At 46.7% G+C, this 21,087-nt stretch carries 15 protein-coding genes and 3 pseudogenes; 3 read left to right on the forward strand and 15 right to left on the reverse strand.

Annotated elements, in window-relative coordinates; translation table 11 throughout:
• From ACLTD4_RS25355 to ACLTD4_RS25385, 7 genes and pseudogenes are all read right to left on the reverse strand, one after another.
• A pseudogene (locus tag ACLTD4_RS25355) lies at window positions 1-241 on the reverse strand (peptidase); the annotation flags it as partial.
• Between the two features lie 18 nt (window positions 242-259).
• Window positions 260-955: a hypothetical protein gene (locus tag ACLTD4_RS25360; RefSeq protein ID WP_055658661.1), complete on the reverse strand. Its 696-nt coding sequence runs from the start codon at window positions 953-955 to the stop codon at window positions 260-262.
• A 58-nt stretch (window positions 956-1,013) separates the two neighbouring features.
• The gene (locus ACLTD4_RS25365; protein WP_055658776.1) at window positions 1,014-2,552 is read right to left on the reverse strand and encodes a DUF1538 domain-containing protein; all 1,539 of its coding nucleotides are present in this window, start codon (window positions 2,550-2,552) and stop codon (window positions 1,014-1,016) included.
• 95 nt (window positions 2,553-2,647) lie between these two features.
• Window positions 2,648-3,781 (reverse strand): aldo/keto reductase, encoded by a 1,134-nt coding sequence (locus ACLTD4_RS25370; protein ID WP_117623716.1) that lies wholly within the window; start codon window positions 3,779-3,781, stop codon window positions 2,648-2,650.
• A 303-nt stretch (window positions 3,782-4,084) separates the two neighbouring features.
• A pseudogene (locus ACLTD4_RS25375) lies at window positions 4,085-5,873 on the reverse strand (ABC transporter ATP-binding protein).
• Window positions 5,866-7,595, reverse strand: a pseudogene (locus ACLTD4_RS25380) (ABC transporter ATP-binding protein). The pseudogenes ACLTD4_RS25375 and ACLTD4_RS25380 overlap by 8 nt, the downstream one beginning before the upstream one ends.
• A 129-nt stretch (window positions 7,596-7,724) precedes the next feature.
• The gene (locus tag ACLTD4_RS25385; protein WP_117623759.1) at window positions 7,725-8,657 is read right to left on the reverse strand and encodes a helix-turn-helix transcriptional regulator; all 933 of its coding nucleotides are present in this window, start codon (window positions 8,655-8,657) and stop codon (window positions 7,725-7,727) included.
• A 121-nt stretch (window positions 8,658-8,778) separates the two neighbouring features.
• Between ACLTD4_RS25385 and ACLTD4_RS25390 the strand changes: the two genes are divergently transcribed.
• On the forward strand, window positions 8,779-9,270 hold the full coding sequence (locus tag ACLTD4_RS25390) for a cysteine hydrolase family protein (RefSeq protein ID WP_055658653.1): 492 nt from the start codon (window positions 8,779-8,781) through the stop codon (window positions 9,268-9,270).
• A gap of 79 nt (window positions 9,271-9,349) precedes the next feature.
• Here the strand turns inward: ACLTD4_RS25390 and ACLTD4_RS25395 are convergent, their stop codons facing one another.
• The 8 genes from ACLTD4_RS25395 to ACLTD4_RS25430 form a co-directional block, all read right to left on the reverse strand.
• Window positions 9,350-9,817 (reverse strand): GNAT family N-acetyltransferase, encoded by a 468-nt coding sequence (locus tag ACLTD4_RS25395; RefSeq protein ID WP_117623718.1) that lies wholly within the window; start codon window positions 9,815-9,817, stop codon window positions 9,350-9,352.
• Between the two features lie 15 nt (window positions 9,818-9,832).
• The gene (locus ACLTD4_RS25400) at window positions 9,833-11,326 is read right to left on the reverse strand and encodes an IMP dehydrogenase (RefSeq protein ID WP_117623719.1); all 1,494 of its coding nucleotides are present in this window, start codon (window positions 11,324-11,326) and stop codon (window positions 9,833-9,835) included.
• Window positions 11,327-11,513: 187 nt separating this feature from the next.
• The gene (locus ACLTD4_RS25405) at window positions 11,514-12,773 is read right to left on the reverse strand and encodes an ABC transporter substrate-binding protein (protein WP_117623720.1); all 1,260 of its coding nucleotides are present in this window, start codon (window positions 12,771-12,773) and stop codon (window positions 11,514-11,516) included.
• Window positions 12,774-12,839: 66 nt separating this feature from the next.
• Entirely contained in the window at window positions 12,840-13,919 is a 1,080-nt protein-coding gene (locus tag ACLTD4_RS25410; protein WP_117623721.1) for a glycoside hydrolase family 105 protein, read from the reverse strand.
• Window positions 13,912-16,440: a hypothetical protein gene (locus ACLTD4_RS25415; RefSeq protein ID WP_117634714.1), complete on the reverse strand. Its 2,529-nt coding sequence runs from the start codon at window positions 16,438-16,440 to the stop codon at window positions 13,912-13,914. The genes ACLTD4_RS25410 and ACLTD4_RS25415 overlap by 8 nt, the downstream gene beginning before the upstream one ends.
• A gap of 21 nt (window positions 16,441-16,461) precedes the next feature.
• Window positions 16,462-17,298, reverse strand: a complete 837-nt coding sequence (locus tag ACLTD4_RS25420; protein WP_117634712.1) for a carbohydrate ABC transporter permease — start codon at window positions 17,296-17,298, stop codon at window positions 16,462-16,464.
• Entirely contained in the window at window positions 17,288-18,163 is an 876-nt protein-coding gene (locus ACLTD4_RS25425; protein ID WP_117634710.1) for a carbohydrate ABC transporter permease, read from the reverse strand. Before ACLTD4_RS25425 ends, ACLTD4_RS25420 begins: the two co-directional genes overlap by 11 nt.
• Window positions 18,164-18,436: 273 nt before the next feature.
• A complete protein-coding gene (locus ACLTD4_RS25430; protein WP_117634708.1) occupies window positions 18,437-19,321 on the reverse strand; it encodes an AraC family transcriptional regulator in 885 nt (294 codons plus the stop codon).
• Window positions 19,322-19,495: 174 nt separating this feature from the next.
• On the opposite strand from ACLTD4_RS25430, the gene ACLTD4_RS25435 reads away from it, so the two are divergent.
• Window positions 19,496-19,930: a hypothetical protein gene (locus tag ACLTD4_RS25435; protein WP_117634706.1), complete on the forward strand. Its 435-nt coding sequence runs from the start codon at window positions 19,496-19,498 to the stop codon at window positions 19,928-19,930.
• Window positions 19,920-21,087, forward strand: a 1,168-nt coding sequence (locus ACLTD4_RS25440) for an aminotransferase class V-fold PLP-dependent enzyme (protein ID WP_412331656.1), incomplete at its 3' end; no start/stop codon positions are given. The genes ACLTD4_RS25435 and ACLTD4_RS25440, both read left to right, overlap by 11 nt.

Below are 21,087 nucleotides of genomic sequence, written 5' to 3' on the forward strand. Positions count from 1 at the left end.
CAAATAAGTATTCCGGTATCATCTCCACGCTGCCGGAATTCTGGTAAAAACGGTAGTGGAATCCGGTACCGTAAAACAGTTCGGGGCAGTCCAGGCGGAGCTTGAAAAAGATATCCGCCAGTTCCCGATTTTCCAGCCGCGGAACCGCAAAGGACGGAGCGAGCGCCGTCAGACCGGTTTTCATGGCGTGATATGCGCTCTGCTCTGTCTTATTCATCTGGCTGTAATAGTATGGCTCCATGGTCTTTCGCTCTCCTGCCTAATCGTTATCGTCCTCTGCCTCTTCCATGAGGCGCATACCCGCCGTGCTCGTCACGGGGAGCGAGAACGCTACGGCCCGTGCCTTGCTTGCCGGACCGGCTTTTTCCATGATGTTTTTCATGACAAGGTTCTTCATGCCGCTCTTTACGACGATGAACACCATCTCCTTTTCCGCCACGAGGGAGACGCCGAGATACTTCTCCGCACGCTCTAAGCCCGTGCCTCTGGCGTGGATCACGGTTCCTCCGACTTCCTCCACCTCCCGGGCGGCGTCCATAACCATGTTGGTATATCCCTGGTTGGCAATCACAATCAGGAGTTCGTATTTCGTGTCTTTCAATGAGCTTTCCTCCCCTTTTTCAAAATTCTGATTCTCCGTCAGGAACAGCAGGGGCTTCTTGCCTCCTATGCTGCTGAGCGGAATAATAAAGGCTATGCCCGTGCCCGGAACGTCAATTTTTAAATGCTTCTGTAGATCTGATTTTATTTCTTTCCATACGGAGCCCGTCACCACAGACAGCATGACAGCCTTCTCCGTCTCCTCCAGCCCTAAATAGTCCAGGGTATCGCTGACCGCGGTCCCGTTACCCACGGTTATAAAGGCGACATCCGCCCCGTGATGGCCGTACAGAGTATGAAACTTTTTTACCGCGGTTCTTTCCGTGATTGTAACCATTAAATACAGTTCGCTCATACTGCAGTCCTTTCTTTCGGAATCTTATCTGTGCTGCTTTATTGCAGCTTTACTGCCATTAAAGTTCAATGATCGCATCATCGTCAAGCTGGTCGAAGTCCAGTGCCGGCTCTGAAAATGTCTGGTCTTTCGGTGTGGATCTCTGCTGCATCTGATAGATCATGCCCAGAATCTGTATGGTAATCAGCGGAGTCATGGCAACCATGGCGACCACGCCAAAGGCGTCAGTGACAATATTTCCGCCCACTGAGGTACAGGCTCCCTGCGCAAACGGCAGAAGAAATGTGGCGGTCATCGGACCGGAGGCCACCCCGCCGGAGTCAAAGGCGATGGCCGTAAAGATCTTCGGCACAAAGAAGGAAAGTCCCAGCGCAATCGCATATCCCGGGATGATGAACCACAGGATGGAAATTCCCGTCAACACCCGCAGCATGGCGATTCCGATGGATACGGCCACGCCAACGGAAAGGCTGATACTCATCGCTCTGGCCGGAATGGCGCCGTCCGTAATCTCTTCCACCTGTTTGTTCAACACGTAAACAGCCGGTTCCGCCTTGACGATAAAGAACCCGATCAGCATGCCGATCAAAACAATAATCCAGTTGTAATCCAGGGAGGCGATCACCTGTCCAAGGTAATTACCGGCCGGCATAAAGCCCACATTGGCGCCTGTCAGAAACAGTACGAGGCCGATGTACGTATAGACGAGGCCGACAATGATTTTTCTTAAATTTCTCTTTGAAAGTTTGAGAACTGCGATCTGGAAAATACCGAAAAACAGGATTATGGGAAAAAGCGATACGGCAATTTCTCTAATGTAGGTAGGAAGTCCGACGCGGAACAGCTTCCATAATTCTACGGAATTGCTGATCTCCGGAAGGACGGGTGGAATGTAGGCGCTTTCATTGGGCCTGTAAATCATTCCGAGGATAAGTACTGCGAGAATCGGGCCAATGGAGCAGAGTGCCACCAGGCCAAAGCTGTCGTCCGACGCATGCCGGTCATTACGTATGGCAGAAATACCGATACCAAAAGCCATGATAAACGGAACCGTCATGGGGCCTGTCGTCACACCGCCGGAATCGAAGGCCACTGCCAAAAAGCTCTGCGGAACGAACAGTGTAAGAACAAATGCCAGAATGTAAAATACAATCAGCATGTGAGGCAGCGCAATGCTAAACAGCATACGCAGAAGTGCAATGACGAGAAATACACCGACGCCCAGCGCCACCGACAGGATCAAAGTCCGGTTCGGTATGGACGGCACCTGTTCCGCCAGCACCTGAAGATCCGGTTCCGAAATCGTGATGATGAATCCCAGTACGAATCCCAGTATAACGATGATGCTCAGTTTTTTACTCCTCGTAATGGCCGTACCCAGCCTTTCGCCCATGGGAGTCATACTGATCTCCGCCCCGAGCGTAAAGAACATGGTGCCTACGACAATCATGGCCGCGCCCATCAGAAAGCACAGTAAAATACTGGAGGAAATGGGAGCGATCGTAAAGCACAGAATCATAACGATTCCGATGATCGGGAGTACGGAATTAAGCGCTTCCGTCAGCTTCTCTCTCAATTTCAGCAGGGAATTTTTCAATAGAACAACCTCATTCCTTTCTGTAATAAATTTTGTGCTTCCAGTATAGCATAAAAATGCTCTGGCCGTAACCCCTTTAGGCCAGAGCATTTTTTCTACGCTTCCAGTTTTGCAGCAAAATCCGCCATCGCCTCTGAAATCTTAATCTGCTGCGGACATACGGCCTCACAGCTGCGGCAGCCGATACAGGCGTCGGGATGCTTATCCTTCGGGATCGCCATCAATGCCATCGGTGCAAGGAAACCGCCGCCGGTAAAGCAATGCTCGTTGTACAGATCCAGCAGTGACGGAATATCCAGCTGTTTTGGACAGTGACTCACACAGTAATGGCAGGCCGTACATGGCAGGGCAGTCTTCCCAAGCATCTCGTCCGCAATCGCCAGCACGGTGTCCATCTCCTCTTTCTGAAGCGGCTGATCCGTTTCAAAGGTGTGGATATTTTCCTGAAGCTGCTGAAAATCGGACATGCCGGAAAGGATCATCGTAACCCCCGGAACAGACTGTAAAAAGCGGAACGCCCACGCTGGTGCCTTCTCCTCCGGACGGAACGTTCTCAGTTTTTCCATCGTCTCCTCCGGCAGAGCAGCCAGCCTGCCGCCCCGCAGCGGCTCCATGACCCAGACAGGAATGCCGTAGCTGTGCAGCAATTCCACTTTGGCCTCTGCGCCCTGGAAAGACCAGTCCAGATAATTGAGCTGAATCTGGCAGAACTCCATCTCGCTGCCGTATGCCTCCAGAAAACGCTTCATTACCTCGTAGCTGCCATGGGCCGAAAAGCCCAGGTGGCGAATTCGCCCTGCCTTCTTCTGTTTCATAAGATACGGATAAATTCCATATTTTTCGTCCAGATATGCGTCGATATTCATCTCACATACATTGTGAAACAGATAGAAATCGAAGTACTCTACCCCGCACTTCTTAAGCTGTTTTTCAAAAATCGCCTCCACCTGATCCATGTTGGAAAGGTCGTATCCCGGAAATTTCGTCGCCAGATAAAAACTCTCTCTTGGATACCTGCTGAGCACTCTGCCCATCACCTCCTCGGAATGACCGCCGTGATATCCCCAGGCAGTATCAAAGTAATTAATGCCTCTTTCCATCGCGTATGCGACCATCTCCGCTGTGGCCGCCTCGTCAATGGCAGAGTCGTCTCCTGCCATGACGGGAAGGCGCATGGCCCCCATTCCAAGGGCTGACAGTTTTAAATCCTGAAAATCTCTGTAAATCATATGCCGTACTCTCCTTTTTTCTGCTGTTGTTCTTTTACCTTCGCTGTTCGTGACCCACAATCCTGTGAGGCACGTAAGCTTCCTCCAACGCTCAGGAATGGATCTAATTTTCATTATACAAGCTGGAGTGGACTCCATGTCAAGAGGTTTATTCTACACCCATACCATAACCACGGATTTTCTTCTGTCTCAGCGAGTTCCTTTCCCAGATCATGGACTAGCTGCTGCAAACAATTCAGCGAGGACATTAAAAAAGCAGCATCAAAAATTAAATTTTGACGCTGCTTTTCGAAAACACTGTTTTTACGCTTCCTCTGATCCCCACGCAAACTGGGAATTGTAAAGCTGGCTGTAGAAACCGTTCTGCGCCATCAGGCTCTCATGGTTCCCCATTTCCGCAATATCCCCATCCCTGAGAACGAGAATTAAATCTGCGTTTTTAATGGTGGACAGACGGTGGGCGATGACGAAACTGGTCCGGTCCTTCAGTACCTTGTTCATGGCACTCTGCAGCATTTTTTCCAGACGGGTATCTACCGAGGAGGTAGCCTCATCGAGAATCATGATCTGCGGATTCTTTAATATAGCCCTGGCAATCGTCAGGAGCTGCTTCTCTCCCTGGGAGATATTGCTTCCCTCCTCGTTGATCACCATGTTATAGCCCTGGGGCAGAGTACGGATAAAGTGATGGACATTGGCCATCTTGGCCGCATCGATTACCTCATCCTTTCTGGCCGACAGATTGCCGTATCGGATATTGTCAAAAATCGTTCCGGAGAACAGCCAGGTATCCTGCAGCACCATGCCGAACATAGACCGTAAGTCCTCCCGGTTCATATCGCGGATATCCACACCGTCAACGAGAATCCGTCCGCCGTTTACATCATAGAAGCGAAGCAGCAGATTGATAAGCGTGGTCTTTCCCGCTCCGGTTGGCCCTACGATGGCAACCATCTGACCGCTCTTAACCGTGACGTTAAAGTCCCGGATTACTGGTGTGTCCCCATAGGAAAAGCTGACATGCTCAAAGGTAACCTCGCCCTTTGCCGGTCCCGGAAGGAGTCCCGCCGGAGACTTTTCTGTCTCCTCCGGTTCATCGAGAATCTCAAAAATACGTTTCATGCCTGCAAATGCCGCCTGAATCTGGGCAGACAGCTGGGATACCTGGGTCAGCGGGTCGTTGACCTGCCAAATGTAACGGATAAATGCCTGCAGGTTGCCCACCGACAGCGTGCCGGCCAGGATGGCAAAGCAGCCGATCACCGCAATAACGCCGATGCTTAAATACGTCGTCAGGGAAATGAGAGGGCTCATGAGCGAAGAGAGAAACTGTGCCTTAAAAGCGTGTTTCTGCAGGCTGTCATTAACCGCCTCGAACTGTTCTCTGGACTGCTCCTGCTGTCCGAACAGCAGTATTTCATTGTAACCGGTATACAGCTCCGTAATCGCTCCGTTCATATCACCGAGGGAGTCCTGCTGAGCCTTAAACTGGCTCTGGCTGATCCGCACAATACCGCGGGTTATAAGGGCTCCCACCGGGATGATCAAAAAAGCGATGCAGGCCATCAGTTTGTTGATGGAAAACATCATCCACAGAGCCAGAATCAGGGTAAGGATTCCGCTGATCACCTGGGAAAAGCTCTGCTGGAGCGCATTGGATACCGCCTCCACGTCGTTGGTGACACGGCTCAGTACGTCGCCGAAACTGTTGGTGTCAAAATACCGGACAGGCAGGCGGCGGATCTTGTTCTGAACCTCGTTCCGCAAATCGTGCATGGCGTTCTGAATCGAGTTAGTCAGGCAGAACGAGCCTACGATCTGGGAAACCGTCTTCGTAAGATAAATAGCCAGAAGCACCAGCAATATATTGCGAATCACTTCAAAATGAATGCGGGCGCCCTCTGCGCCGGAGGCCATATCTGCCAGGTCCGCGGCCAGCCTGCTGGTAATCATTCCTTCAATCCGCGGGCGGCTGTAATCGCGCAGCTTATACAATCATAAAAACAGATACAAATAACTGAAAAGCATAAGGCGCCAGAAAGGGCTTCAGTTTTCCCAGCATCCTTCCGATTTCTTTGATTTTTTTACGCATGGGATAATTCCTCCTCACTTAACTGGGATAATGCAATCTCACGGTAAATGCGGCAGTTCTCCAGCAGCTCCTTATGGGTTCCTGTCCCCACGATACTGCCCTCGTTCAATACGATGATCTGGTCGGCCTCCATGATGCTGGAAATACGCTGAGCCACCACCATGACGATGGCGTTGCCCGTCTCCTTCTTAAGCATCCGGCGAAGCTTCGCATCCGTCTTAAAATCCAGGGCAGAAAAGGAGTCGTCAAATACATAGACATCCGGCCTTCGAATCAGCGCCCTTGCGATGGACAGACGCTGGCGCTGGCCTCCGGAAACATTGGTTGCGCTCTCCGTATCTGCTCGTCAAACCCGCCTTTTTCCATGATAAAATCGTACGCCTGCGCGGTCTTTGCCGCCTGGACCAGTTCCTCCATCGTGGCATCCTTTTTACCGAAACGCAGATTATCCGCAATGGTTCCGGAAAACAGCATGGCTTTCTGGGGAATAAAACCGATGGCGCGCCGCAGGCTCTCCAAATCATACGTCCGGATATCCTTCCCGTTCATCAGAACACGGCCCGCACTGACATCGTAAGCCCTGGGAATTAAGTTAATCAGCGTACTCTTTCCTGACCCGGTACTTCCGATAAAGGCGATCGTCTCTCCCCTCTTCACCGAAAATGACACATCCTTAAGCACCGCTTCCTCTCCATCCGGATAAACGAAATCCACATGGTCAAAAACGATATCATCGATGTGGTCTAACAACTGCACATTGGTTTCAGGATTTTTAATCGACGGCTCTGCGTCAAATATTTTCTGGATACGTCCGGCGCTGACCGCTGCCTTCGGGTACATCATAAAAACCAGGCAGAACAGCATGATGGAGAACATCACATGGAACAGGTAGTCCATAAACGCCACCAGCTCACCGATCTGCAGAGTTCCCTCGCTGAGCATAATGCTGGCAATCCAGTAGATTACCATACCGGCTAAGTTCATAAGAAGGAAGAAGACCGGCTGAGTCACAGACATCAGCTTAAACAGTTTCTTCGAGTTCCCCATATAGCTTGAATTGGCGCCGTCGAAGCGCTTCTTCTCAAACTCATCGTTGGTAAATGCACGGATTACCCGGATACCACTTAAGTTCTCCTTGGAAATCCGGTTGATGTCTTCCAGGGAGGACTGCTGGCTCTCACTGATCGGCTCCGAAATCCTTGCCACCAGAATCACTCCGCCTACAATCAGCGGAATCGTCGCCAGAATAACGACGGACAGGCTTAAAGAAGCCCGTAAAACCAGGAAGATGCTTCCGATCATCATCACCGGCGTCATGAGCGCAGTTCTAAGCAGAATATTCATAAACATCTGAATCTGAAACGCATCATTGCCCGTCCTGGTAATCAAGGATGCGATGCCGAATTCGTGGAACTCACTGTGTGAGAATTCCTGAGTTTTCTTGAAAATATCATTTCGGATATCTCTGGTGACAGAGGTCGAAAGATAGGCACAGCAGTACCCCAGCAAAATCGTGCCTGCAACTCCGGCGAAAGAAATAGCGGCTATCAGAACCCCCATCTTCCATATGTAGGCCGGATCCCCGCGGTTTACTCCGTTATCGATCATCTGTGCCACGATTGTCGGAATACCCAGCTCCACAAGCGCAAAGCCCAGTACGGATACTACATTGAGCAAAAACATTTTCTTGTAGTTTTTTAAGTAGTGAATAATTAATTTCATATAAAGCCCGTTTCCTCCTGATGAAAATATCTTAACGATTTACTCGCGTCCCCCTAGCATAAACTATAAGGTAACCCTATAGTCAAGTAAAATTTTAGCAGACAATAAAAATTGTGGTAAAATGTAATATCAGTTTTCGTACAGGGAAGCTATATCATGTATTCTTCGCTTCATTTCCGTGCGGATATGCAGCGGCTCCAGGCATTCGCATTTATCCCCAAAGCTGAGAAGAATATCGTAGTGGTACTCGTTTTCTATGAAAGGAAAACTGACAAGGTAATGATCATCACCGTCCGGCGAGAAATCTTCATAAGAGCAATAATCAAGCACCCGGTCCATCACCGATTGATGAATACGGATTTTGATTTTTGTCTGCATCGTTTCCAGCATTTCTGCAAAGTCTAAAACCGGTTTTTGATAATCCCGCGGTACAAAAGCCTTCTCCTGCATTTGCAGGTCTGCCATACGGGACAGTCTGAACAGACGGAAATCATGTCTTTTTTGGCAATACCCCTGTAAATACCAATGGCTGCTTTTCAATAAAAGCTGATACGGCTCGACTGTTCGTGCGGTTTTATTTCCATGGTGGGCTATATATTCAAACGAAAGCAGCCTGTTTTCCTGCAAAGCTGATTTGATAATTTCTAAATATGGCTGTATCCTGCTGTTGCCTGTCCACGGACTTAAATCGATACATATCTGATTTACCTTTAATTCGATCTCCTTCGCTCTGTCAGCCGGAATAAAGCTCCTGACTTTCGCAAGAGCGTGTACCAGTTCGTCTCCCCGCACGATGTTGGAAAGACTGGACAGCCCCATTAAGAGAGCGGAAAGATCGTCAGCAGAAAATACCTTTTTATCCATCTTGTATTCCTGCATGATTTCAAAGCCGCCGCCCACTCCCGGTATCGAACAAACAGGAATCCCCGCCATGTTGATCGCATCTATGTCGCGGTAGATCGTGCGGGGTGAAACTTCAAACAGATCGGCTAACTCCTGCGCGCCTATACGCTTTTTATCAAGGAGTATCATAATAATGCTTACAAGTCTGTCCACTTTCATCAGATCATCCGCCTTCCAAAATTTCTTTTTTCCATTATAGATTGTTGCCATACTGCTGTCAACGATTACAGGCTATAATAAAAAAGCAAACAAAATATACTACCTGTCAGGAGGAGACACCATGCAGAAGAAAGCCCTGGTCATAATCGATATTCAAAATGATATAACAAAGAATTACAAGGACGTGATTGACAATATCAATCAGGCGATCGATTGGGCGGCCAATCATCAAATTCATGTTATTTATATCAGACATGAAAATTTATCCGCAGGCACGAGGACATTTAAACCGGATACCTATGGATCTGAATTAGCTTCGGACTTGAAAATGGTATCAGACAATATTTTTACAAAATGCAAGGGGAATGCGTTAAGCTCTGCTGAATTTACAGATTATATCAAAAAGAATGAACTATGTGATTTCTACATTGCAGGAGCAGATGCTGCTGCCTGTGTCAAATCGACCTGCTACAACCTGCGCAAGGCAGACTATGGCGTAAGTGTGCTGTCAGACTGCATTACCAGTTATGACAAAAGAAAGATTGATGAGATGCTGCTTTATTATGAAAGCAAGGGGTGTAACATTATTTGTCTGAATGATCTGTTAGGTTAAACGCCTTCCATATTAACAGTATAGCGCGGCGGACATTGTATTATCCGCCGCGCAGTAAACCGCTCTTTTATATTTTCTCTTATAAGTTCTTAGTCATTTGCTTTTCCATCATTTCATAGACCAGTATGGCGTTGTCCTCAACCTCTGTTTTCCCATGTCTCACGGTCTTGTATCCCATGCTTTCGTAAAAGTGAGCCGCGGAAAGGGACGCATCCAGACATATGGAGGGATATTTCCGTGCAATTTCACGTTCCAGGTTCTCCATGATATGCCTGCCATACCCCTGTCCCTGAAATTCCGGGGCAACGAAGACCCTGGTGATATGGCTGCCTTTGCAGCTTCCGGTTCCCACTATCCGGCCGTCGTTCCACAGCACACGCACACAGCCGTCTTCTATATCCCGGCTGATATTGGTTCTGTTGTGAAGGCTGCAAAAGAAATCCACCACCGCCTCCGGATAGTATCGGGGATAGACCGCGGTAATGGTGTTCTGTACCAGATTATAAATCTGCTCTGCGTGTTCTTCGGATGCTTTGAAATATTCCATGCAATCCGCTCCCCTTTATTTCGAATCTCTCAGCATGACATCATGTGCCCCGCCCTCGACAATACTGGTCGATGAAACCAGCGTAATTTTTGCTCTGCTCTGCAGCTCCGGAATGGTAAGCGCGCCGCAGTTGCACATGGTCGAGCGCACCTTGCTCAGGGTGAGACCCACGTTATCCTTTAAGCTTCCCGCGTACGGTACGAAGGAGTCCACACCTTCCTCGAAGGAAAGCTTCTTCTCTCCGCCCATATCATACCGCTGCCAGTTTCTCGCTCTCGCGCTTCCTTCGCCCCAGTACTCTTTCATGTAGCTTCCGTTGACATTGACTCTCTTTGTCGGGCTCTCGTCAAATCTGGCGAAGTATCTGCCCAGCATCACGAAGTCCGCGCCCATGGCCAGCGCCAGGGTTACGTGGTAATCGTGGACAATTCCGCCGTCAGAGCAGATCGGAACATAGATACCGGTCTCTTCGTAATAGGCGTCTCTAGCTCTTGCCACCTCGATCAGAGAAGTTGCCTGGCCTCTTCCGATTCCCTTCTGTTCACGTGTAATGCAGATCGCGCCTCCGCCGATACCCACTTTGATGAAATCAGCTCCGGCCTCCGCCAGGAAACGGAATCCTTCCGCATCCACCACATTGCCTGCGCCCACCTTCACACTCTGTCCGTAATTCTTCCGGATATAGTCGATGGTGATCTTCTGCCACTCGGAAAAGCCCTCCGAGCTGTCGATGCAGAGCACATCGGCGCCTGCTTCCAAAAGTGCTGGAACACGTTCCTCATAGTCTCTCGTATTGATACCCGCTCCCACCATGTAGCGCTTGGAACTGTCAATCAGCTCATTTTCATTTTTCTTATGGCTGTCGTAATCCTTGCGGAACACGAGATAGACAAGCTGTCCTTCTTTATTAACCAGGGGGAGACAATTGATCTTGTGTTCCCAGATAGTGTCGTTGGCTTCCTTTAAAGTGGTGTCTTCATCCGCATAGACGAGGTCACCGATCTGTGTCATAAATTCCTTTACCTTCGTGTCAGGGGTCATACGGCTCACACGGTAATCCTTATTGGTTACGATTCCCAGAAGCCTGCCGTTTGGTCCGCCGTCTTCCGTTACGGCGATCGTCGAATGGCCGGTCCGTTCAGTCAGGGATAGCACGTCCTCCAGCGTCATCTCAGGAGATACATTGGAATCACTTACTACAAAACCGGCACGATACCGTTTCACCCGGTTCACCATCGCTGCCTGCTCGGCAATGGTCTGAGATCCATAAATAAAAGACAGGCCGCCTTCCTGCGCGAGAGCGATAGCCAATCTGTCGTCCGACACCGACTGCATGATTGCGGAAACCATGGGAATATTAATATGCAGCGCCGGTTCCTCTCCTTTTTTGTATCTGACAAGAGGGGTCTTCAAACTTACTTCCGATGGAACACACTTTGTCGATGAATAGCCCGGAACCAGAAGGTACTCGCTGAATGTTCTGGACGGTTCCTCATAATAGAATGCCATTTTAATTCTCCTTTTCTGACTGCTTTTCTCATATTCTACTACATTTTCCCACAAATTGGTAATCTTTTTTTGTTATGTCTGTTTATAATGCTTTTCCTACATCTGCAGAAACAAAAATACCCTGGCAGCAAAGCACCTCTTTTTTGTGCTTTACTGCCAGGGTATCACTTACGTCACTTCTTTCTGATTACTCCAGCTCTTTTAACGCTTCATTTATCCTGCTATCCATATTTTCTACGAATTCGTCCACCGTAACCTTATCAGCCAGAACATCCACGATTCCTTCTTTTAATTCAGTTTGAACAGCCCCCGTAAATGCCTGATATCCCCACTCAGCACCTGGCTGTGAACCAGTAGCTGCCAATTCCTGAGAGAATATATTGAAAAATTCTTTTCCATATTCATAGTCCAGACTCTCATTCCCTTTAACCTGTGACAGGAAGCTGTTTTCCACACAGTACTGCGCATTATTTTCCGCCTTGGAAATCCATTCAATAAACTCCGCCGCCTCTTTTTCCACTCCCGTATTCTGGAAAGCAGCCAGCCATTTACCGCCAGGAACCGTTGAGCGGGTAACTTCTTTTGGAAGATAGGTCACTCCCCACTCAAAGTCCGTAATTTCATCTTTGTAATTGGAGATCAGCCACGTTCCTCCAATATGCATTGCAACCTGCCCGGACCGGAATAAATTGTTGGGATTTTCTGAACCAAGCCATACAGATGTGGGGATAATTCCTTCTTCATGCAACTCTTTAAAGAAAGAAACCGCTCTCCTGCTGGCATCTGTGTTAAAATTCGAGGCCGTCAGATCTTCATTGAGCAGGCTGCCTCCCGCCTGATAAAGAAGGGTGGTAAAACGCTGGGGTGTATAGTCATATACAAGACCGTATTTACAGTCTCCTTTTTCCATGACCGTTTTCATTGCATCTTTCCACTCATCCCACGTCCATATTTCATCCTCTGACTGAGGAACGGATACACCTGCCTTCTCAAACGCAGTCTTGTTATAGATTAGTCCATTTGCCCCCACATCCATCGGTGCCGCGATCACTTTTCCATCATACACAAAACGAAGGCCTTCGCCAAAGCTGTTTACAAATGCATCTTTATCTGATACGTATTCCCCCAGATCCAGCAGCTGATTCTGAAATGGCCCAAGATTTGTCATTCTTGCTAATGCCGGAGCCTCTTTTCCGTTTAACATATTCTTAAGCTTATTATCGAGATCACTGTAAGGCACTTCAATCAGTTCAATCTTAATATCAGGATGTGCTTCCATATACTGATTGGCAAGCTTCATAAACGACTCCCCTTCCCTGGCATCGCTGAACCACACCACATCAAGAGTCTTCACCTCATTCTCCGCCGCTTTTTCCTTACCCGCGCAGCCAGTCAATGCCCCCAATACCAAAGCCCCCGTTAATAACATAGATACAAATTTCCTCATAACTTCCCTCTCCTTTCATTTTATGCTGTTCATCCGAAAATCCCGGAAATATCAGCCGATCTTATATCACTGCCAAAAAGGCTCCATTGCCTCCTGAAGCGCCAGGATCATAAGCGCCTGCCCGTAAGTCATCGGACAACATGGTATCTCCTTATAGAAATCGGACGTCATTCCAATTGGCGTTCCGTAAGATACCCCCAATACAGTCCCGTCTTCTGCGATATAGGTAAGGAGACCATCCATCGCCTTTTCGATCAGTCCCTGGAATTCTGTTCTATTCAAAATGCCCAGGCGCACTCCCATCATAATCCCATTTAAAAACGCTGAACTGGCTGAAAGTTCGATATATGAGCTCTCATCATTGATCACTGTATGCCATAATCCAGTCTCTTTATCAGCATATCGCTTTAACGCTTTTACCTGATTTTCATATACATTCAGTAAAAATCGTTTTAACGCACCATCAATTTCACTTTCCTGAATCAGTTCCATGACGACAATTGTGTACCAGCAGTTTCCTCTTCCCCAAAGAATCCCACCATAATTATCATTTCGTGCAAAATTAAAGCCGTGGCAGAACAGTCCTTCCTGTTTGTTCAGCAGATATTTTATATGACTTAAGATCTGATAGCCGGCTTCTTCCATATAATCGCTTCTGTTGAGGATTCTGCCTGCCCTGGCCAGAAAAAGGACGGTCATAAACAGCGTGTCTATCAATATCTCATTGTCATTCGGATCACCGGTAATCATATGCTGGAAACAGCCATCTCCCGTACGAATGAGCTTTTTATCTTTCATGATCCAGTCAGCCCAGTCTTTGATAAACTCTAAGTATAACTCGTTATGTGTCCTTTCATAAAGATAGGTCAGCGTCAGCATGGGAGAAGTCGTATTGACATTTCGCTCCGGAATTCCAGCTTTTAAATGCCTGTCATACCAGTTGATCAGGAAGTCCAGGATATCCTGCCTTTCCGACATGCGATAATATTTATAGAGTCCGAAAAGTCCGACCCCCTGCGGCCATTCCCAACACTGGATATCGATTAGGCTGATCGGATATTTTTCCTTCATTCCATTACTTTTTAACGACAGCATACGCTCTGTAACAAGATTCAGTTTTTCCTCCAGCACGCTTTTACTAACCATTTGAGCTTCCTCCTAAAACAACGTTTCCTTTTACAGTGAATGGATACTCATATGCCTTATGACCATGAATAAAAAGATGCTGTTCTCTGTCGAGACAGTACACCTCCCCCGTTTCATCTACCACTCTGGTTCGATCATCTTCCATCTCGATCTGAAACTGCTTCATCACCTGTGTCAGCCGCCTCATTCCCCCATGTTCTTTTATACTTCCGACTCGTACAATCCAGACATTATCCCGTCCATAACTGATAAACTCCCGGAAGCGGTTTGGCCCCGCTTCCTCCATCTTCAAACCGTTAAGTGCCCTGACCGCAATATAAGCCCCATCCTTTTCCAGAATCAGGATTCCATCTTCTCCGTAATAACCGGAAAACTCAGATATCGGCGCGTAAAGGTGAGTATAATCGATCCGCTCTTCTTCTGGAATATGATACCGGATAATACTGGTGTTATGAATCTGTACTGCCAAAGGCAGATATCCATTTCCAGCCCAGAAATTGGGTCTGCCGCTGCCGTACGGGAAGGACTCTCCGGGATGATTGATAAAGGCCTGAGCCGTCTCATCAATCGCGGCTTGGACAATATGCTCCTGATATCCCCTTTGAAATGGTTTAAAGCCTATAGCCGTTGAAAGCAGCACATCTGCATTCTTATACAGATAAAGGTTTACATGCTGCTCGAACCCCTGCGTATTCTGGTAAATCAAATACTGATTTTCTTCTAAACAGGCATACTTCCGATATTCGGCCGGCGCCTCATAATCCCCCAGAATCAGAGGCAGACAGCCAATACAGGCTCTGTTTAAATAGCCGGTATTATAAGCGATATACAACAGGGAGGTTGTTCCCGCATTATAGTTTCCCTTCATTTCCTTCTCATAGGTCCGCCCGAAGCTGGTCATGACTGCTCCTTTGTGCGTGTTCATACACAGGGAATAAAAAATCATATCCAGTGCACGTTTTGCCTTCTCATGCAGTCCGCTTCCCGGTACGGTCAGATTATACAGCGTACCGATTCCAAGTACATCAACAGGAATATAGGCATTGGAATTCCATTCCGTAATAAACTCCCTGAAAAACGCTTCAAACCATTCATTCAGGAGCTCCTCCCCCCGTACTTTTACCTCTTTTCCATATTTTCCACTGTTAAGAAACAGCCGGTCCGGAAGATAACTGCCCGCCAGGTATTGGCAGCAATGAAACAGCAGCGCGTGATTCTCGCTGAAAAACCACATGACATCGTCTCCCGGCTCGTCGATCCAGTAGCGATAGCCAACCATGGCATTCTCCAGCTCCTGTTTTAAACGGACAGAAATGCAGGAATAGAACCGGTGATAGATAAATATCATAACGATAAAGTGAAAGTCGGAGCAGTCCTTTCTCTTGCGCACTCCTTCCAGTTCTTCCAAAATGATCGACTCTGCCCGCTCCTGATCCCGGCCTGTCAGCAAGAGAACTGCCGCTTTATAAGTGTTCTCCGGCGCATATTTTAATATGGCCTCTGTGGCACAAGCCTTACGCTCCTGCAGACTCTCTTCGTGGTGTTTAAGAAATTCCCTTAAAACCAGCTGGTTTCCAATTTTTCTTGCTATAATAATTCCCTGATAATCCACCTTCACCGTAAAGTAATAATAGCCGGGTGAAATTTCATCTGGTTCAAGCAGATTCAGGGTATTCTGATCCGGCATCATCTCGTATTCTTTCGTAAGGATCAGCTTCCAGGAGTCCTGCATTTTTTCTATAAATTCTCCTGGTGTTATAATCACCTCCAGATGAAATGGTTCAGCGAATGGATTTCTGATATTCAAAATCACGTTTTCGCTTATATACACTTCGCGGTCAAAATATATCTGATTCAGGCATTCCTCTATCTGGTCCAGGACCGTCTCCCGTACTGCACTGTCTGCCGGAATTCTCATCTTTAATCCATGGTTTCCAATACATTTAATCCGAAAATAAAAATCGGTATCCCGCTCCGCCAAATCATCCAGACAGACCAGCAGCCGGTTATTCCCCTTTTTAAGCGATACGGTAATCTGTGTGCGCTTTACAAGGTTTCGGGTAAAAGGAGTAAAATCCGTCACAAAACCTTCGTTGACCCATAAAGTAATCCCGCCGCATGTCTCCAGCTCAAACACCATTTCATCCGCTGATTCCGAATACAATTCCACATAACCGTACATCCGCAGATATGTGGGTTCATAATAAAAACCGGATGCATCGACTCCTGTATTACCAAATGGAAAATATACGCTCAGCGGCTGCCTCTGATTAAACACAGTGACCTGATCCCCATTTTTACAGTCATGCAGGTCAAGGTATTCCGGCAATGATTTTCTCCTCTCAGATACAAATTCGTTTCGGCACGGATTTTCATGGATCGCAAAACCTTTTTTCAGCCACTCGTTTACCCGTCCCTGCAATACTGCCTTTTCAAACTGCTGCCTCTTCGTATATACGCCGGTTATCAGGAAACGGTTTATGTACCCTTCTGCAAACAGCGGATATTCTAAATAATTCATTTCTTATCCTCCAGAATCCATTTATCCTTTTACACCGCCGGCAGTCAGCCCGCCAATGATGTATTTTTGAAGCGTCAGAAATACTATGATTACCGGGATCATGGAAATCACCGACATCGCCAGAAGACTGTTCCAGTCCACGGAATACTCTCCCGAGTAATTGGCCAGAGCAAGCTGTATGGTGTATCTTGCCTTACTGTTAATCACCAGTTTGGGCCAAAGATAATCGTTCCACCGCCACATAAAGGAAAAGATACACAGCACAGAGACCACCGGTTTTGCCAGAGGAAGCATGATCCTCATAAAAATGTTAAATTCTGATGCTCCATCGATGCGTGCAGCCTCCATATAGGCATCCGGGATTCCCACATAATACTGCCGGACCAGAAACACTGCTGTTGGAGACGAAGCTGCCGGAATAATGAGTCCCCATAAGCTGTTATACAGATTGGTCGCCACAATAACTTTAAAAATCGGTATCATAATTACTTCCAAAGGAACCATTAGTGTCGCCAGCACAATTCCAAACAGAATTCCGGCTCCCTTAAATCTGTATTTTGCAAAAGTATATCCCGCCATCACATTAAAACAGACTGTCAGAAACGTAGTCGTGATACTGACAAACGCCGTGTTGATGAAATAACGTCCGAAATCCCCTTTCTGCATAGCGAGAATATAGTTATCCAGAGAAGGATGGTTTCCAAATAAGGTTGGCGGCCACTGAAACAGTTCTCCGGGGCTCTTAAAGGAAGAACAGATCACCCAGATGATCGGCATCAGAAATATGAACACCAGAACCGCCAGCAGAATCCATTTAAGTAATGTCTGACACGCTGATCTGATCTTTTTATTCCACATCCTGCTCACCTCCTCTGTTCACCTTAAACTGTACGGAAGTAAACATCGATAATACAAGGAACAGAACCATCGTCATCGCACTGGCATACCCCATCTGGCTCTTTTCGAATCCGGTTTCCTGTATGGTCTGTACCATAAATTTGGTTGCACCCGCGGGTCCTCCCTGTGTCAAAGCAAAGACGAGAGGATAGGTTTTAATAACATTAATTGTGGACAGGACAATGACCAGTAAACTGGTCGGTTTCAGCAAGGGAAGCGTAATATACCAGAACTGCTGCCAGGCTCCGCCGCCATCGATCCGTGCCGCTTCATAATAGGTCTGAGATATTCCCTTTATACCAGACACAAACATCACCATATAATATCCCGCCATGCTCCATACAGTCACGAGAATAATAACCATCATCGCATTTCTCGCATCGGTCAGCCATTTAACCGGAGACTTTTCCATCAATGTCAGAAGATAATTCACCACGCCAAAATCTTCCCCCAATAAAAAACGCCATGTCAAACCTACTACAATACTGGAAATCATGGTTGGCCAATAAAAGACTGCCCGAAAAAAGTTGCTTCCTTTTATCTCCCCTGTCAACAGCACGGCAAGTCCCAGCGCCGCCGCATAAATCAATGGAACGGAAAATGCGGTAAACAGAAGCGTGTTAGCAAATGATTCCCAAAAATTCTTATCTGCCGCCAGCTTTAAGTAGTTCTGAAAACCGATAAATTTCTGTGGATTTACCCCATCCCACTTCGTCAGTGAAATCCATACTCCATTCAGCGCCGGATAAAATAAAAACACACCGAATACCAGCAGTGTAGGCGCCAGCATTAAATAGGGAAATATTTTGCGTTCAAAACTTTTCATCTCTTTATCCTTCTCCTTTTACAAAATGTTTGATTCTAAAATATGTGTAATCACCTCCCTTGCAGTTCATCGTCATTTGCTACATTTTTTCTCTTTATACCATCAATTTATTGGTATTGTAAACAAAAAAACGATACTTTTTTTTGCAGATTGTGCCTTTTTTTTGCATTTTATTCGTTTTACAATAATTATTGATTTTACGATCTTCACAAAAAATAAGAAGAAAGGAAAAGATGCTTTTACAGCTTCTCTTCATTTCCTCTTCTTCACTGGCTAAATCGTCTGTTTCTTTCGATACTGTATCGGGCTGTATCCAGCTCTGCTTTTGAACGCTCTGGAAAATGAACTGACATTCTGATATCCAACAGCCTGACTAATCATCTCAATAGAACAGTCGCTGTTAATCAAAAAGTCTTTTGCCTTTGTTATCCGATATTCCGTAATATATTCGCTGACTGTCATTCCCGATATCTCTTTAAAAATATTGTATAACTGTGTCTTGCCAATCAGAAATAATTTGCATACATCATCCATACTTAATTCTTCGTTATAATGACTTCCGACGTATTCATAGATATCATAAACAATCTGGGCATGGTTCTGATAAGTAATAGAATCACGGGCGCCATACTGCTCGAGAGACAGATCATTGATAAGCAGAAGACATTCCCCCAATAGAAATTTCATGTGCATCTTTTTACTGCCGGGTGTGAGGCCTTCCTCCTCTTTTGCGTCATGATACGCAATCATCTTATTTAACAGATGCGTAAATCCCTGCCAGTGTTCCTTCGGCACTGTCAACACTACAGGCCTGTTGTCCGATCTGGGCAGGAAACATTCCAACAGATTAAGCTCCGGTGTAGAGAAATCAGAGATATAGCCCGGCGAAAAGTAAATGACGTAACGGTCACAGGTCCCCGAATCCTCCTGCAGAAAATTATAATGGAGATCCATCTGATTAAACAAAATAATCCCATTTTCCGGGACATCTATCACTCCGGACTCGAACCTGCATTTCAAATTACCAGTCTGGGCAAATACTATCTCCAGTTGTTTATGCAGGTGAAAATTTCTCACCTCCAACTTCTCCGTAATCTTATGCTTTATGGAAAATTCTCCTGGCAGTTTTTCCGTATATCTCGCATATGCTTTATCCATTTCGTACCTCCATGCCACTTATCTGTTTATTTTACCATGAACAGCCGATTCGTGGAAGACCTCATTCCGTGTTTCCTTATGCAACGGTAAAAATGCAAAAAAACAATACAAGCTGCAAAAAAATACATTTCCGAATTGTTTATAATTCGTGTAAAGGAAATCGAAGGGGAGTGAATGGAGATGATTGTTGATGAACTCATTAAAAATACTGACAAGGCTGCGTTAATACTTCACAAAATAAAAGACAGGACTAAAGACAAGCTGACTGTAGAGGACCTGCTCCCTTCCCTGCGTCAGGTCGTTTACCTGAAATTGATGACTACAGACAATACTGACACTGACTTAAAAAAATTGATCATTCAAAGTATCAGACTCCAGGATATAAGGATGCAGAATCTGCCGAAGGAAGCTGTTGGGCAAATTCTGCAAAAACAGGATTGTCACCGTACCAGCCTGATCGCACACAAAAAAGTTTTGCTCTTTCTTTTTATTGAAAAGGAGCTTGGCATTACGCTGGACGACGATGAAGCAGCCGCAATCTGGACTATAGAAGAACTGGTGGAAGCCCTGCTTCCTCATTTGAAAGGAGATGACACACATGGATGCTAGTATGATCCGGCAGCATTTTCCTATATTCTCAAAGCTGGAGAAGCCCTTTATCTATTTCGACAGCGGCGCTACAACGCAGAAACCCGAAGCGGTCATAAACAGACTGGTTCAATACTATTCCTATGAGAATTCCAATATTCATCGCGGCAATTATCCATTGAGCAATCATGCATCTGACATGATCTGCCACGCCAGAGAGACTGTTCAGAAGTGGCTGCATGCGGAATTTTCAGATGAAATCGTGTTTACCAAAGGGTGTACAGAATCCATTAATCTGGTTGCCTCTTGTGCATTCCATACCTGGATACAGCCGGGAGACAATGTAATTGTTACAGAACTGGAGCACTCTTCTAATTACTATCCCTGGAACTATCACTGCCTGCAAAACCATGCTGAGCTCCGGACTGCAAGGGCCACCCCGGATGGCAGTCTTGATCCTGACGCGGTACTTTCTCTCATCGATCAGCGGACGAAACTTATCGCCATAACGGCCATGTCCAATGTGACTGGATTTCGTCCTGACATTAAGCAGCTGATTAAAGAAGCCCACCGGCGGCAGATACTGGTTCTGGTAGATGCGGCCCAGGAAATAGCACATAATCCGCTTTTTGTAACTGAGTCTGACTGCGATTTTCTCTGTTTCTCGGGACACAAGGTATATGGACCAATGGGGATAGGCGTTCTTTATGGGAAGCGGGAATGGCTGAATAAAATGGTCCCCTACCAATATGGCGGCGGCATGGTAAAAGAAATGGAGCAAGGGGAAATTTCCTGTCGGTCTGATTCTGGAAAATATGAGGCGGGAACTCAGAATTTAGGCGGAGTGCTCGGCTTGGAAGCTGCCTTTAACTATCTCAGTGAGCTTGATTTCGAGCTTCTGAGAAAGCATGAAAAAGAACTTTCCTCCTATCTCAGAGAGTGTATGGACAAAATTCACGGGGTACATATTATTGGAAACACTGCCGATTCCCCTGTTCTTTCCTTTGAAACAGATTATTTGGGCGCCTATGATGTAGGAGTATTACTGGCAAACGCAGGTATCTGCATCCGCAGCGGTTCTCACTGTGCCTATCCTCTGATGAAACGCCTCGGAAAAGAAAACATCTGCCGGATATCGCTGGCAGTCTACAATACGAAACAGGAAATAGATATTCTGG

It is taken from the genome of Hungatella sp. (assembly GCF_046966825.1).

What these genes read in the sequence shown, in the direction of transcription:
- ACLTD4_RS25390 (WP_055658653.1), top strand. Translation starts at nt 8,779, where the DNA reads ATGCAGAAGAAAGCCCTGGTCATAATCGATATTCAAAATGATATAACA.
- ACLTD4_RS25370 (WP_117623716.1), bottom strand. Translation starts at nt 3,781, where the DNA reads ATGATTTACAGAGATTTTCAGGATTTAAAACTGTCAGCCCTTGGAATG.
- ACLTD4_RS25425 (WP_117634710.1), bottom strand. Translation starts at nt 18,163, where the DNA reads ATGAAAAGTTTTGAACGCAAAATATTTCCCTATTTAATGCTGGCGCCT.
- ACLTD4_RS25360 (WP_055658661.1), bottom strand. Translation starts at nt 955, where the DNA reads ATGAGCGAACTGTATTTAATGGTTACAATCACGGAAAGAACCGCGGTA.
- ACLTD4_RS25415 (WP_117634714.1), bottom strand. Translation starts at nt 16,440, where the DNA reads ATGAATTATTTAGAATATCCGCTGTTTGCAGAAGGGTACATAAACCGT.
- ACLTD4_RS25420 (WP_117634712.1), bottom strand. Translation starts at nt 17,298, where the DNA reads ATGTGGAATAAAAAGATCAGATCAGCGTGTCAGACATTACTTAAATGG.
- ACLTD4_RS25400 (WP_117623719.1), bottom strand. Translation starts at nt 11,326, where the DNA reads ATGGCATTCTATTATGAGGAACCGTCCAGAACATTCAGCGAGTACCTT.
- ACLTD4_RS25435 (WP_117634706.1), top strand. Translation starts at nt 19,496, where the DNA reads ATGGAGATGATTGTTGATGAACTCATTAAAAATACTGACAAGGCTGCG.
- ACLTD4_RS25430 (WP_117634708.1), bottom strand. Translation starts at nt 19,321, where the DNA reads ATGGATAAAGCATATGCGAGATATACGGAAAAACTGCCAGGAGAATTT.
- ACLTD4_RS25405 (WP_117623720.1), bottom strand. Translation starts at nt 12,773, where the DNA reads ATGAGGAAATTTGTATCTATGTTATTAACGGGGGCTTTGGTATTGGGG.
- ACLTD4_RS25385 (WP_117623759.1), bottom strand. Translation starts at nt 8,657, where the DNA reads ATGAAAGTGGACAGACTTGTAAGCATTATTATGATACTCCTTGATAAA.
- ACLTD4_RS25395 (WP_117623718.1), bottom strand. Translation starts at nt 9,817, where the DNA reads ATGGAATATTTCAAAGCATCCGAAGAACACGCAGAGCAGATTTATAAT.
- ACLTD4_RS25410 (WP_117623721.1), bottom strand. Translation starts at nt 13,919, where the DNA reads ATGGTTAGTAAAAGCGTGCTGGAGGAAAAACTGAATCTTGTTACAGAG.